The 13077-nt window shown below is 49.7% G+C and carries 13 protein-coding genes; 10 read left to right on the forward strand and 3 right to left on the reverse strand.

Annotated features, from left to right (window positions below):
- Positions 1-24: 24 nt before the first annotated feature.
- The 5 genes from NSU01_RS13145 to NSU01_RS13165 all read left to right on the forward strand — a co-directional run bounded on the left by NSU01_RS13145 (position 25) and on the right by NSU01_RS13165 (position 3438).
- On the forward strand, positions 25-906 hold the full coding sequence (locus NSU01_RS13145) for a LysR family transcriptional regulator (protein WP_076246761.1): 882 nt from the start codon (positions 25-27) through the stop codon (positions 904-906).
- Between the two features lie 108 nt (positions 907-1014).
- On the forward strand, positions 1015-1503 hold the full coding sequence (locus NSU01_RS13150) for a DUF2975 domain-containing protein (RefSeq protein WP_039308893.1): 489 nt from the start codon (positions 1015-1017) through the stop codon (positions 1501-1503).
- Positions 1504-1513: 10 nt separating this feature from the next.
- Complete coding sequence (locus NSU01_RS13155) at positions 1514-1729, forward strand: helix-turn-helix transcriptional regulator (RefSeq protein ID WP_042135991.1); 216 nt, start codon at positions 1514-1516, stop codon at positions 1727-1729.
- A 30-nt stretch (positions 1730-1759) separates the two neighbouring features.
- Complete coding sequence (locus NSU01_RS13160; protein ID WP_076246759.1) at positions 1760-2524, forward strand: DUF817 domain-containing protein; 765 nt, start codon at positions 1760-1762, stop codon at positions 2522-2524.
- A 92-nt stretch (positions 2525-2616) separates the two neighbouring features.
- Positions 2617-3438 (forward strand): methyl-accepting chemotaxis protein, encoded by an 822-nt coding sequence (locus tag NSU01_RS13165; protein WP_042135993.1) that lies wholly within the window; start codon positions 2617-2619, stop codon positions 3436-3438.
- A gap of 59 nt (positions 3439-3497) precedes the next feature.
- Here the strand turns inward: NSU01_RS13165 and NSU01_RS13170 are convergent, their stop codons facing one another.
- Together NSU01_RS13170 and NSU01_RS13175 are read right to left on the reverse strand one after the other, a co-directional pair.
- Positions 3498-3992, reverse strand: a complete 495-nt coding sequence (locus NSU01_RS13170; protein WP_076246756.1) for a MarR family transcriptional regulator — start codon at positions 3990-3992, stop codon at positions 3498-3500.
- Between the two features lie 128 nt (positions 3993-4120).
- Complete coding sequence (locus NSU01_RS13175) at positions 4121-5248, reverse strand: saccharopine dehydrogenase NADP-binding domain-containing protein (RefSeq protein WP_076246753.1); 1128 nt, start codon at positions 5246-5248, stop codon at positions 4121-4123.
- A 128-nt stretch (positions 5249-5376) separates the two neighbouring features.
- On the opposite strand from NSU01_RS13175, the gene NSU01_RS13180 reads away from it, so the two are divergent.
- A complete protein-coding gene (locus NSU01_RS13180) occupies positions 5377-6438 on the forward strand; it encodes a helix-turn-helix transcriptional regulator (protein WP_083705669.1) in 1062 nt (353 codons plus the stop codon).
- 517 nt (positions 6439-6955) lie between these two features.
- Here the strand turns inward: NSU01_RS13180 and NSU01_RS13185 are convergent.
- Positions 6956-7498 carry an NADPH-dependent FMN reductase gene (locus NSU01_RS13185; RefSeq protein ID WP_042135999.1) on the reverse strand — a complete coding sequence of 181 codons (543 nt, stop codon included), beginning with the start codon at positions 7496-7498 and terminating at the stop codon, positions 6956-6958.
- Between the two features lie 438 nt (positions 7499-7936).
- Here NSU01_RS13185 and NSU01_RS13190 point away from each other — a divergent pair, with 438 nt between their 5' ends.
- The 4 genes from NSU01_RS13190 (at position 7937) to NSU01_RS13205 (ending at position 13058) form a co-directional block, all read left to right on the forward strand.
- On the forward strand, positions 7937-8983 hold the full coding sequence (locus NSU01_RS13190; RefSeq protein ID WP_076246750.1) for an aromatic ring-hydroxylating dioxygenase subunit alpha: 1047 nt from the start codon (positions 7937-7939) through the stop codon (positions 8981-8983).
- 183 nt (positions 8984-9166) lie between these two features.
- A complete protein-coding gene (locus NSU01_RS13195; protein WP_076246748.1) occupies positions 9167-9697 on the forward strand; it encodes a hypothetical protein in 531 nt (176 codons plus the stop codon).
- A 242-nt stretch (positions 9698-9939) separates the two neighbouring features.
- The gene (locus NSU01_RS13200) at positions 9940-10944 is read left to right on the forward strand and encodes a phosphotransferase (RefSeq protein WP_042141049.1); all 1005 of its coding nucleotides are present in this window, start codon (positions 9940-9942) and stop codon (positions 10942-10944) included.
- 239 nt (positions 10945-11183) lie between these two features.
- A complete protein-coding gene (locus NSU01_RS13205) occupies positions 11184-13058 on the forward strand; it encodes an LTA synthase family protein (protein WP_076246745.1) in 1875 nt (624 codons plus the stop codon).
- Positions 13059-13077 lie beyond the last annotated feature (19 nt).

Below are 13077 nucleotides of genomic sequence, written 5' to 3' on the forward strand. Positions count from 1 at the left end.
TGATTATGAATCGAGGCGATCTGCATGAACCTGCATGCACTAAGGCTATTTTATTATGTTGCCGAGACGGGCAGCGTCACGAAAGCGGCTGCACGGCTCAATATCAGCCAGCCGGCGGTTACCAGCCAAATCAAGAAGTTCGAGAAGGATTTGGGGTTGCCTTTGTTTAACCCCAGCGGCCGCGGTATTTCACTTACTTCCTTTGGAACAGAACTGGCGAAGCAGGCAGGGAATCTCTTCACCTATGAGGAACAAATGGATGAATTTGTAGAAGACTACCGCCAGGGCAAAAAAGGGAAGCTGCGTATCGCCGCTACTTATCTGCCGGCTAATTTCCTGGTTCCCGGCTGGGCTGCCAGATTCAAAACGGGACATCCCGGGATTGAGATCGAGATTACAACAACGAACTCCCAGCAGGCCTTTGAGCAATTGCAGCGGCATGAAGCAGACGTTGCCTTCTATGGGGGCGGAGCCAAGGAGAAACCGGAGGATGTCGAATGGCTGGAGCTTTTCGAGGATGAGCTGTGGTTCGTGGTAGCCCCTTCCCATCCCTATGCAGACCGTACGGTTTCACTGCCGGAGATGATGCAGGAGCCGTTCATTATGCGGGAGGAGGGCAGCTCAACAAGAGAGCGCCTTGTCTCGTTATGTACGACTTATGGCCTGAAGCCGCCAGAGGTCGCACTGCAATTCAGCGGACTGGGTGAAGCCATCCGTTCAGTAATCGCGGGGTATGGTGCAAACTTCATCTCCTCTCTCGCAGTGCACGAATATGTGGAGTGGAAGCAGCTCTCCCGTGTGCATGTGGAGGGGATTCACCTAAGCAACCATATTGCTGTCTGCACGCGTAAGAATGAATCCCTGCCTGCCGCGCTGCAGCAGTTTATTGATATCTGCCGCCAATGAGTAACAGATAAACAATAATTAAATATCATGTTTCAATCTAAATATATTGATAAACGATAAATTATGTGGTAAATTAAACTCACAATTCTGAAGTGAGGTGCTTTTACAATGAAACGCAAACCAGGGTCGACCACTTTTTTGAAGGCAGTGATTGTGCTGTTTGGATTGGCTGCACTTGCTCTATGTGTATTTGTAGTGCCGGAGATCGCGGGGTTTGCAGCAGAGCTGTATCCGGATATGGCTTACATACAGGCTCTCGTGATGATCGATCTGTACGGGGCGGCACTGCCTTTTTACATCGCACTCTATCAGGCCTTTAAGCTATTAGGTTACATCGACCAGAACAAGGCATTCTCGGATACCTCTGTACAGGTGCTGAAGAATATCAAGAACTGTGCAGTCGCCATCAGCGGTATGTTTGTTATAGGCATGCCCCTGTTCTATCTGATGGCGGAGAGGGATGATGCCCCGGGGATTATCGTCATCGGAATGATCATTATCCTGGCTTCCATGGTGATCGCTGTATTCGCTGCAGTGCTCCAGAAGCTGTTGAACGAAGCTATTGAACTAAAATCTGAAAATGATTTGACAGTCTGAGGTGATGACCATGGGGATTATAATCAATATTGACGTGATGCTGGCGAAACGGAAAATGAGTGTAACTGAGCTTACGGAGAAGGTGGGCATAACGATGGCTAACCTGTCTATACTCAAGAACGGCAAGGCGAAGGCGATCCGGTTCTCAACGCTCGAGGCAATCTGCAAGGCATTGGATTGTCAGCCGGGAGATATATTAGAATACACTCCGGAAGCTACAGAATAAAAGGGAGCGGGGAACGAGGAGAGGACGATATTGAAATCATTGGTACGGCTGCTGCATTTCGGCTATCATCACGCGATGAGCTGCATTTTTCCCGTTGCGATCTTTGGAACCCTGATACTTACCAGTAAAGTAGAAGTGCCCTTCATCCACCGGTATGATGCCATTCTGCTGATCCTGCTGACCGTGCAGTACCTTATGTACCGCAGCGGGCTGGAGACCCTCGATGAGATCAAGGTAATCTGCGTATTTCATGTGATTGGTCTGGTGCTGGAGATTTATAAAATAAGAATGGGCTCATGGGCATACCCTGATCCGGGATACACGAAGCTGCTCGGGGTACCGCTGTACAGCGGATTTATGTATGCCAGCGTGGCAAGCTATATGTGCCAGATCTGGCGCAGGCTGAAGATGGATATGACCGGCTGGCCGGGGCTGGCCTCTGCGGGATTGCTGGGCGGAGCGATCTACCTGAACTTTTTCACGCACCACTTTATTCCGGATTTCCGCTGGTGGCTGACGGCGCTCGTGGTAATTGTTTTTTGGAGGACATGGATCATCTACCGGGTGCAGGAGCGGACGTACCGGATGCCGCTGACGCTGGCTTTTTTCATTGTAGGCTTCTTCATCTGGATCGCTGAGAATATCGCTACCTTCCTGGGTGCCTGGAAATATCCGGACCAGCATGAAGCCTGGCATCTGGTGGGCTTCAGCAAGATCAGCTCATGGTTTCTGCTAATTATCATCAGCGTCATTATTGTGGCTCAGCTTAAGCATGTTAAGGCAGGGCGTTCATAATTCAGGACGTTCATAATTCATAATCAGCACTCTTCACTAATCGGCTAAATGTGTCGATAATAATTCTAAACATTCACATTTAGGAGATGCTTATGGATAACTTGGCAGCATTGGTCGCAGCAGCACCTTTCTTCAAACAGATTCACGCACAGGATATTATGATCGGCATTACGGACCGGGAAATATTCCATTATTATGCACCCAGTAAAGTGCTGGATTTCGGCTTAACCAAAGGAAGTCCAGTTTCGCCGGATGATCCGTCCCTCGGCAATGCCCTGGCCGGACGCGCCACGACAAACCGTCTGTCACCTGAGCTGTATGGAGCAACTGTAATTTCTTCGGCAGTCCCGATTTACGGTACGGAGGGAGAAGTGATCGGGGCTTTCGCAATTGCCTATACGCTGGAAAATGAAGATAAAATGGAACAGCTGACGGAAAGCATTAATCAGATCAGCGGCCAGCTTGTGGATATGGTTCAGAATGTGGCGGCCCAGTCTCAGGAGCTGTCGGCGACAACCGCGCAGATTCTGGACAATTCCCGCAAGACGGTGGAAGAGTCCAAGCAGGTGAATAAGGTTGCCGGATTCATCCGGGAGATCTCCGAGCAGACGAATCTGCTGGGCCTGAATGCGGCGATTGAGGCTGCGCGGGTCGGAGAGCAGGGGGCAGGCTTCGGTGTGGTGGCGACAGAGGTCCGCAAGCTGTCGGTACATACGAAGGAAGCTACGAAGTCGATTGAGGATTCTCTTAGCACGGTACAGCGCTCGATCCGGGAGATGGAACAGGAGATTGAGGCAATCGCCAAGTCTTCCTCGGCGCAGGCTGAGCTCGTTACCCAGTTCAGCGATGTCATTGAGAAGCTGAATGAGACCAGCGGTGAGATGGCCAGATTCATTTCATCCGTAATCCAATAAAATATCATAAACAAGGCGGCCGTTAGGTTAACGGCCGCCTTGTTGTATTCAGGAAGGCGTCAGGAATTAGAACTGCCCGGAGGATTGGCATTCAGGTGATCGATCTGCTGCTCCAGCACTGCGCCAGCTTTGCCCAGAAACTGAGTAATCAGCAGGAGCTCTTCTTCCGTATATGAAGCAGCCAAGGCAATCATAGCCGAATGAAGTGTGGAATATGTCTCTATGACATCCGCTTTATGCTCATACAGCGGAACGATAATCACCTTGCGGCGGTCACCCGGGTCATTTTCTCTGCGGACATAGCCGGTTTTCTCCAGCCGGTCGATTAATGCGGTGACGCTGCCGGTAGTCAGTCCGGTTAGCTTCGACAGTTCTCCGGCGGTAATCGGACCTTTTTCACGCAGGATATCTACGGATATGAAGTCATTATTGTATAGTCCGAGGGCGGAGGCCACATTCTGCTGGTATTGTACTGTCCGGGTTCCCAGTCCGCGCATCAGCAGGGTGAATTGTTCCTGGAGCTCTGTCGGCTGAACGGGTTCTTGGCTGGACATGAGTAGTCCTCCTTAGGGAGAGATAGATAGCTTGGACGCGCCAAAATTGCATATTTAAGATGTTTGGCGGACGGGTTAATGATTCATTTTATTGTAGCGAATCGCATCATTATTTGCAAAAAGAGAATCTATCGGACAGTACTCCGCGTCCAGAAAGTGACGCCGTTCAGAGGGTAGGACATACTTACGCCGGTTCCGGCCTTCCCTGCGGATACCAGTGACAGACGGTTCCCGTCCGGCTGAAGTGTGAATAACTGCTCAATATGATAGACACCTGACGGAGGTGCAGATTCGTAGAGGTTAAGGATTACACCAGCGGCAGTTATTGCAGTAATGTCTGCTTCATGTACACCTTCTACTCCATATTCTATTTGCATGGGCTTGCCGTTCTTCAACCCATAGGCATCCACTTTAACCGCGAAGCGTGCCGAGCCGAACCTGAATTTGCCGAAAGCCCGGACAGCAAAGTTACGGCAGGTTCTGTTCCGCAGCAGCGCAGGCAGACCTAATCTGCGCAGCACAGCAACAGCGGAGGTAGAGATGCGGGAATCGAAGCAGAGCCGGGTGGAAACAGATGGAACGCCTAAAGTTACAGGCAGAGTCTGCTGATCAGAGAAGGGAAAGCGGTAGGCTGTCCGGGTCCGCAGATCAAAGCCGAAGTCGGTGGACTTGCTCCCGGTGAAGCTTGAAGCCGTGCGCGCTTTGCCGTGTTCAGTAATCTCAAAGGCTGCACCCAGATTATCCACTGTCCACTCCAGTGCAGCTTGTCCGTGACTGTCTCCAAGCCCGAGCATTATGGAGATGTCAACGGACTCGGTATGCTCCAGTTCCTGCATGGCCCGTGCCGCGAGCAGGTTGGTCAGCCCTGGAGCCAGACCGACACTCAGCAGGGCTGCAGCCTGGAGGCCATTCTTCACCGGGGCCAGCTTCTGCAGCTTGCTGAGGAACTCGCCGTTCGCCGAGACATCTACATAATGCGTGCCGCTCTGTAAGCAGGCTTCTGCCAGCCGGGTATCCTGCTGGTCCAGGCACATCACAACCAGCTTCACCCGTTCAAGCAGCCTCTGGTCCAGCGGCTCCTCTGCCGCCAGACGCAGCGGCTTCACATAACCGCCGGTACTCCGGGAGAATTCTTCGGCACGTTTCAGGTTTCTTCCCGCCGCATAGACCTTCCCGGGATGCTTCCCGCCAAGAAGCCGGCAAATCTGTGACCCGACATGACCATAACCGCCGATGACTATAATATCTGTTTTCATTGTATCTTCTCCGTCCTTGAATATTGAATGTAAGCTTACCTGCGATATAATAGGAATTATGTTTCATTATCGGGATTTCAAGGACGGGAGACCATCCCACATATGTGGGATTTAGAGAGGACACCAAGATGAACGAGGCGATGAAAAGCATTCTACAGCTGGACCCGGCCCGGGGCTGGAGAGTTATGAATTCACAGCAATACAGGGAAGCGGTTATTGCTAAACTCCGTTCTATTATCCCGTTTGCCGCGGCCTGCTGCACAACAGTAGATCCCCATACGCTTCTAACCACCGGGGCGGTCACGGAGCAGGGGCTCGCAGCTGTGCACTCTGTATTGTTCGAATATGAATATCTGCATGAGGATTATATGAAGTATGAGCACTTGGCTGAGGCGGAGCTTCCGGTAGCCTGCTTAAGCGGAGTTACCGGCGGAAGCCTTGAGAAGAGTCAGCGTTACCGCAAAGTACTGCAGCCCGCCGGGTTCGGAGATGAGCTGCGCGCAGCGCTCATGGCAGGCGGGGTCTGCTGGGGCTTCCTGACGTTATTCCGTCCGCTGGATAGCCTTCCGTTTCAAGCGCAGGAATGTGCCCGGATCGCTTCCGCTGCTCCGCTGATTGCTGCCGGACTGCGCAGTTACGCCACATCGCAGCCCGGCAAGGATTCGGACAGCGGGGCGCCGGAAGATAACGGAATTATGATGCTGAATGAGCGGCTGGTTCCGCTGAGTGCGAATGCAGCGGCGAATTATTGGCTGGAGCAGATGCAGAAGTTCGAACGTCTGGATACGGGAGTATTGCCGGGTCCGGTACGGGCCGTGTGCTTACGGGTCGTAGCGGAGGAGAGAGCTTCCGGTACTGTCCCTTCAAGCGCTAAAATATGCCTTCAAACCGGGGATGGGACTTATCTGACCGTTACAGCCAGCAGGCTGGACGGTCCGGAAGGCATGCTGGCCGTTTCATTTGTAAATGCCAGATCCTCCGATGTATTCCGCCTGCTGGCCGATGCCTTTACCTTAACCGCACGCGAGAAACAGCTTGCAGAGATGCTGCTGCTGGGGTTATCCACCAAGGAACTGGCGGAGTCGCTCCATATCTCTGCTTATACCGTTCAGGATCACCTGAAGTCAATCTTTGCCAAAGCAGGCGTGTCCAGCCGCCGGGAGCTGATCAGCAGGCTGCTGTCACGATAAGAAGAGCGGGGGTCCTGATGAATCATCTTAAAGATAGGATTAGACTTGTGCGTATGCGTATGGATGGAGGTATCGGCTGAACCTATAACTTCGGCCCGAATACAAAATTGTTGTATAAAATACAACATTTTCCTCATGATTTCGGCTCAAATCCAATAATGTTGTACAAAATGCAGCATTTCTCCTCCACCATGCGGTTTAGCGGGACAATTGTTGTATTTCTTACAACAATCGGCCTGAACACCCGGGTATATACCAATACAAGTTGCAAAACGTGCAACATTTATGTCTACAAAGCTTTTTATGTCTACCAAGTAGTCTCCATTCTGCCGGCGCCATTCCCGCAGTGCTTGGAGCAACAGTCTGTTCGCGCAGCATTCTCACATAGTTCCGCTATCTTATCTATCCATCCATCCATCTATCTCAATGTAAAAAGGGGTCTCAATAGCCATTTCTGGCGGTTGAGACCCCTTTACTCCTTTATTAATGATAATGTTGCGTTGCCATTACCCTTTATTTACTGACGCAAAGTCTTCAAGGCGCCGCTCCAGGCCAGAACCTGATCGAGCATGGCGTTAACGTTGGCGGTATGCAGATCGGCCGGTTTGAAGACGGAGCCGTTCTCGAAGTCAGTGAACAAGGAGAGCAGAGGGTGTACGCGGACATCCGCTACGGACAGCTCGCCGAGAATTCCGCGTAAATGCTCAGCGGCGCGGACGCCTCCGGCTGAACCATAGCTTACGATACCGGCTGCCTTGTTGTTCCATTCTTCACGGGCGGAGTCCAGGGCATTCTTGAGTGCTCCGGTAAGACTGTGGTTATATTCCTGTACGATAAACACGAAGCCGTCCAGTGTTGCCAGCTTGGCTGCCCACGCTTGGGCTTCCGCATAGCTGTCGGTTTCACCGAGAAGCGGCAGTTTGAAGTCGGCAATATCCACGATCTCGTAATTGGCATCTCCGCGTGCATCTGCAATACCTTTCACCCATTCGCCTACCTGTGGGCTAACGCGGCCTTGGCGGGTACTTCCCAGAATAATTCCGATGTTTAATGTTGTCATTGTAATTCCTCCTCGAATGTGTTGTAAGTTTTTTGAAGTATCTCTTATATTTTTATTATAGCTTATAACTTAAATAAAGCAAGTTATTTTTAGAAACTATTATTAGCCGAATCTTACTAGACAGATATAATTGAAAGCACCCGTTCATCAGTGTGCAAAGCGGTACCATTCACAATGCTGTATGTATTGCAGCTTAAGGTAGCGCACCTGTTAACTTTTGCGGAGGATGGCCTGAATATACATCTATTAAGGTTTTGCCCCCATTATGTCATGATGCATAACATTGACAGGTGTATTTTAGGCGAAATTACAAAAGGAATGGATTTGTAATTGATTTTAGTAGCGAAATCAGTTTAAAATATACACAACAAGTTAGTTATTCTAACATATAATTAAATCATCTTATGCATTCATAGCGAATTGAGAGGTGGAGCGGTCATGATAGAGGAAAAGAAACGGCAGGAACAACTGGAGCTCCCGCGTGATTGCACCTTCTCGCCAGAAGACTGGCATATTCTGGCCCAGTACTGGTATCCGGTGGCGAGGGCAGATGAGGTTCAGGATAAACCTGTTCCAGTGAAGCTGCTGGATATGAAGCTGGTATTGTACCGCAGCGAAGGCAAGGTGGTCATTGCCCGGGACCTCTGCTTCCACCGTGGAGCGCCCTTAAGCAAGGGCTGGGTTGAGAACGGTGAGATTGTCTGCCCGTATCACGGCTTCCGGTATAACTGTGAAGGAAAGTGTACGGCGGTGCCGGCGCATCCAAGCAGCAAGATCTCACCCAAATTGAAATTGATTGTCTATCCCGCCGTGGAGCGTTATGGCCTGATCTGGACCTGCCTTGGTGGCGCGCCGGAGCAAATCCCATCTTTTCCGGCCTGGGATGATCCCGACTACATTAATATTCTAATTCCGAGCTTTGATATTGCCGGTTCCTCCGGGCGGCAGATGGAAGGCTTCCTGGATGTATCGCATTTCGCTTACGTGCATACGGCAACCTTCGGTGACCGCAACAACACAGAGGTCCCCCAGTATAAGGTATGGCGTGAAGGGGATACGGAGCTGGTAGCGGAGTATTGGAGCACAGTCAGCAACTACGGCAAAGGTCAGGAGAACCCTGCACCCGAAGGGTTCATGTGGCTGCGCGAGTTCCGCGTCTTTGCACCGTTTGCCGCTTCGCTGACTGTCTATTTCCCGGATGAGGGCAGGCTGAAGATTCTGAACTGTGCATCCCCGGTATCCGCCCGCTATACCCGGCTGTTCTGCCCGATCTCCCGTAACTTTGACAAGAGCGCCCCTGTAGAGGATACGATCAAGTTCAATCTGCAGGTGTTCCAGGAGGATGCGGAGATGGTGGAGTCGCAGACTCCGGAGGATCTGCCGCTCGATCTGCAGGCGGAAGCCCATATCCCGGCAGACCGGACATCGATTGCCTACAGACAGCTGCTGACCAGCCTGGGACTGGGCAAGAATTATACGTCTTAACCGCAGGTGTAATTCCTTCGAACCGTTGTTTATACGAATAGAAAGCAGCCCGATGGTCAGCGAATGACCGGGGCTGTTTTTTGTGTTTAGTTATTATATTCTAATTCACTGATGTCGCAGCATTCTGGAAATTGGAAGTGTGCTATATTGAAGGAATAAATTAGGTTTGAGGTGAGCAGATCTATGGAAATCGAATTGAATAGACTATTCGCAAGAAAAATGGGGGTTATGCTTGAAGCCAGGCTTATCTGGTACAAGCATTATTACTTCTTTTGTGATGAAATAATTGAACAGATGGATAAACCGCCATATTGGATTATGGACCTGGCAACCCAAAAGTACATTGGGGACGCTATAAGAATAGTGAATACGTACGCATTCTCAGAACCCTTTGAGGCTTTTCCGGATACTGTATACGATCTGCATATTGGCTGTCTCTATTTGCGGTATGAACGTAAGGAAATCTCATGGGCCTCCTTTTTGGCGGACTCCGGTAGATTTGCTGACAGTTACCAGGCAGTGAAGCAACCCTGTGAATTTTTTTATTATATGCTTAATGATTATGAGGATCATGAATACTGGAGCCCGTTAGAGCTTGAACAGGCGGAGAGTGTGGAAAGAGAGTTTCAGAGTGCTATTGCTGAGGCGAAAAGGCTGTATAGCCCATTTGTTGATTATTTCCGTAACTATGTTGCCGGCCAAAGGGGGAAGTGAATCTCAAAAAAGCTTCAATAAGCTGGCGGATGACTGTATAGAAGCGGAATGAAATAAATGGCAGTAAAGTTTGAATATATAAAAACTATCCATGGAGCTTGAGTGGTTGCTATAGGTAAAATATGGTGGTTGGGATTCCGGTACAGGAAATCGCCGCGCAAATTAGATTTGGAGGAGATATCATAAACTATATTGAGGTTGCCCAAAAAAGTACTGCACACTTACTTCCCCTGGTATCAGAGTTGTACGGGTTATACGGCTATGAGTTCGGGCAGATTGAGGCGCATGAGGGTGGGCGTAATATTGTATACACCTGTGAAAAAGCAGGCGCCAGCCCCAAAATACTCAGGTTCGCTTTCCTGCCTGACCGGAGCCGCGACGATTTCCTGGGTGAACTGGAGTATGTCCGCTACCTGTATGAGCATGGAGGCAGCGTCGCGAATGTGATCAGCTCCCGGAACGGGAATCTGCTGGAAGAGATTACTCACGATAATCACAGGTATTTTGTCAGCCTGTTCACTAAGGCCGCAGGAAAAATGCTGGTGGAGCATCATTACCGGTACAGGGAAGGTGTGCCCATTACCGAATATTATTATAACTGCGGTAAAGTACTGGGGAAACTGCATCAGTTATCCAAAGAGTACACGCCGGTCCATCGCCGGTATAGCTTTTTTGACAAATACAATCCCGCATATCTGGATGAGCTGATTCCTGAATCCCTGGCCTTGCTTAAGGGGAAGCTGATTGAGCTGCTTAGCACCCTGCGAGAAGTGGAAGCGAACGGGGAGACTTTCGGAATGCTTCATTTCGATTACAATGACGGGAATTATTCAATAGATTATGATACCGGACAAATTACCGTATACGATTTCGACAATTGCTGTTTCGGCTGGTATATGTTTGAGCTGGCAGCTCTCTGGACACATGGAGTGGGCTGGATACAATTTGAACCCGATCCCGGTAAACGTAAGGAATTCATGGCTGATTACTTTGCAACCGTTCTCGCAGGGTACAGGTCAGAGACCCGGATTGAACCAGCGGTGCTGGATCAGTTGCCTTTATTCATCCAAGTTACCCTGATGGAAAGTGTTGTGGATGCCTTCGAGGTCATGCGGAATAACGGCGGGGAACCGGAATGTGGCGGGCGGCTGTCTTTTCTCATTAAATGCCTGGAAGACGATATTCTATATAACGGATTTTTCGATGAGATTTACTCGTGCGACGATCCGTTCGAGTATGAAGGATGAAACAGATGCCGTCCCTTGGAGGACGGCATTGCCGTTTTTACCCGCCTAATTAAAATAGGTTGATAACCTACGTAATTTGTGTTTTAATTCAGTAGTACAATTTATGCCTACAACAAATGTGAGGAAGTGACCAATCGTTAGTCCTTCTATGGCAACAGCTGGAGCAAAGACCTCTTGTTATGCATATTATTGAAACGTGATGTAATTCTTTCTGAAATACAAGGAGCTAGAGACCACTTATGAAAAAATCATTTGATATCCGCAACAAGCCTATATTGCTGTTCACTTTTCTCTTGCTGCTCAAGAGTGGGGTGGCGTGGTATGTTGTTTTTAATGACGGGCCTAACTGGGGCACCATGTTTACGGAAATTCCATTTTTCCTCATTGTATTCAGTCTCATCGAGTGGCTGGCACGCAAGCGGAAGATTCTCTATTATATGGTGGCCAATCTGTTTATAACGGTCATTTATTTCGCTGTGCTGATGTACTACAAGTATTATGGCGTCATTGCGACATATCATGCGCTGCAGCAGGCCGACAAAGTTACGAAGGTTGGGGAGAGCACCTATTCCCTCATCACTCCTTATTATCTGTTTATCTTCGTGGACGTCGTGTTCTTCCTGTTCCTGATGTTCCGGCCGAAATATATTTCGCGCTGGAAAGAAAGAGGTACAGTGCGGATGAGCCGGCCGGTGCTGACAGTGATCACTGCTGTCTCCATCGGACTGTGTATCTTCAATATCTGGCCGAACCATGCGAGCATGAATGAGATCAAGAAAGCCGAGAGTATGGGCATCCTCAACTACGAGGTATATACCCTGTTCGCAGATTCTACGGAGAAGGAAGAAATCATCGACAGCAAAGAGATTACGCAGACGGCTGTGAATGAATTGAAAGGCATTACCGTGCCAGAGTCCCCCCAGTATTTTGCTGCCGACCAAGGCAAGAATCTGATCGTGGTCCAGATGGAATCCTTCCAGAACTTCCTGGTCGGCCTGACCATTGACGGACAGGAAGTTACGCCGAACATTAACAAGCTGGTGAAAGACAATACTTATTTTAATAATTTTTATACGGATGCGGGTCAAGGTACAACCTCGGACGCGGAGTTCGTAGTGAATACTTCTTTTTATGTGCCCAAGAATGAGCCGGCGACTTCTTCCGATTATATGAACAAAGCACTGCCGAGTCTGCCGGGTCTGCTGAAATCAAACGGCTATCATACGTATACCTTCCATACCAACAGCGTGGATTTCTGGAACCGCAAAGAGCTCTACACAGCCATCGGATTCGACAAGTATTATGATCAGAGCTTCTATGGCGACGATGACCATATTGCTTTTGGTTCTTCAGACGAAGTGCTGTTCGCCAAAACCGTTCCCGAGCTGGCCGCTCTGGATGCGAAGGAAGAGCCGTTCTATGCCATGGTTATCTCCATGAGTGCTCATCATCCTTTCCGTCTGCCGGAGGATAAGCTTAAGATGACTCTGCCTGTGCAGTATCAGGGGACCTTGCTTGGCGACTATATCCAATCCCAGAATTATGCGGATTATGCGATGGGGCAGTTCCTGGATGAACTTAAGGCCAGCGGAGTGTGGGACGACAGCCTGATTGTATTTTACGGGGATCACCAGGGCGTACCGCTTTATGCGCTTGGCGATAACGAGAAGGATTGGCTGAAAGAGCTGATCGGGTATGAGTACGGTTATACCGACATGTTCAATATCCCGTTCATTGTGCACTCTCCGTCCGGAATATTGCCTGCCGAGATCGGTCATACCGGAGGACAGATTGATATTCTGCCGACTGTAGCCAATCTGCTGGGCGTCTCCGTGCAGAATCAGCTTCACTTCGGGGAGGATCTGCTGAATCAGGAGACCAATCTGTTACCGGTCCGGCATTTCCTGCCGACGGGCTCTTTTATCAATAATTCAAGTATTTATGTAACCGGAGAAGCCTACGCGGACGGAACCAACTTCAGCCAGAAGGATAATTCTGTGATTGCTGGCGGATCGACTGAAGCGCAGTTCAATAACGTGCAGAAGCTGCTGAATATGTCTAACAGTTACCTTGAGCAGCTGCCGGACCGTCCGGATGTTCAGTCAGAAGAATAGGTTTAGGTTTGAAAAAAGG

The organism is Paenibacillus sp. FSL H8-0259 (assembly GCF_037963255.1).
Taxonomy (GTDB): domain Bacteria; phylum Bacillota; class Bacilli; order Paenibacillales; family Paenibacillaceae; genus Paenibacillus_AQ; species Paenibacillus_AQ phytohabitans.

Bases quoted from the DNA above. Each gene is read 5' to 3' on its own strand.
- NSU01_RS13180 (WP_083705669.1), top strand. From the start codon at position 5,377: ATGAACGAGGCGATGAAAAGCATTCTACAGCTGGACCCGGCCCGGGGC.
- NSU01_RS13190 (WP_076246750.1), top strand. From the start codon at position 7,937: ATGATAGAGGAAAAGAAACGGCAGGAACAACTGGAGCTCCCGCGTGAT.
- NSU01_RS13175 (WP_076246753.1), bottom strand. From the start codon at position 5,248: ATGAAAACAGATATTATAGTCATCGGCGGTTATGGTCATGTCGGGTCA.
- NSU01_RS13205 (WP_076246745.1), top strand. From the start codon at position 11,184: ATGAAAAAATCATTTGATATCCGCAACAAGCCTATATTGCTGTTCACT.
- NSU01_RS13170 (WP_076246756.1), bottom strand. From the start codon at position 3,992: ATGTCCAGCCAAGAACCCGTTCAGCCGACAGAGCTCCAGGAACAATTC.
- NSU01_RS13165 (WP_042135993.1), top strand. From the start codon at position 2,617: ATGGATAACTTGGCAGCATTGGTCGCAGCAGCACCTTTCTTCAAACAG.
- NSU01_RS13145 (WP_076246761.1), top strand. From the start codon at position 25: ATGAACCTGCATGCACTAAGGCTATTTTATTATGTTGCCGAGACGGGC.
- NSU01_RS13155 (WP_042135991.1), top strand. From the start codon at position 1,514: ATGGGGATTATAATCAATATTGACGTGATGCTGGCGAAACGGAAAATG.
- NSU01_RS13185 (WP_042135999.1), bottom strand. From the start codon at position 7,498: ATGACAACATTAAACATCGGAATTATTCTGGGAAGTACCCGCCAAGGC.
- NSU01_RS13150 (WP_039308893.1), top strand. From the start codon at position 1,015: ATGAAACGCAAACCAGGGTCGACCACTTTTTTGAAGGCAGTGATTGTG.
- NSU01_RS13195 (WP_076246748.1), top strand. From the start codon at position 9,167: ATGGAAATCGAATTGAATAGACTATTCGCAAGAAAAATGGGGGTTATG.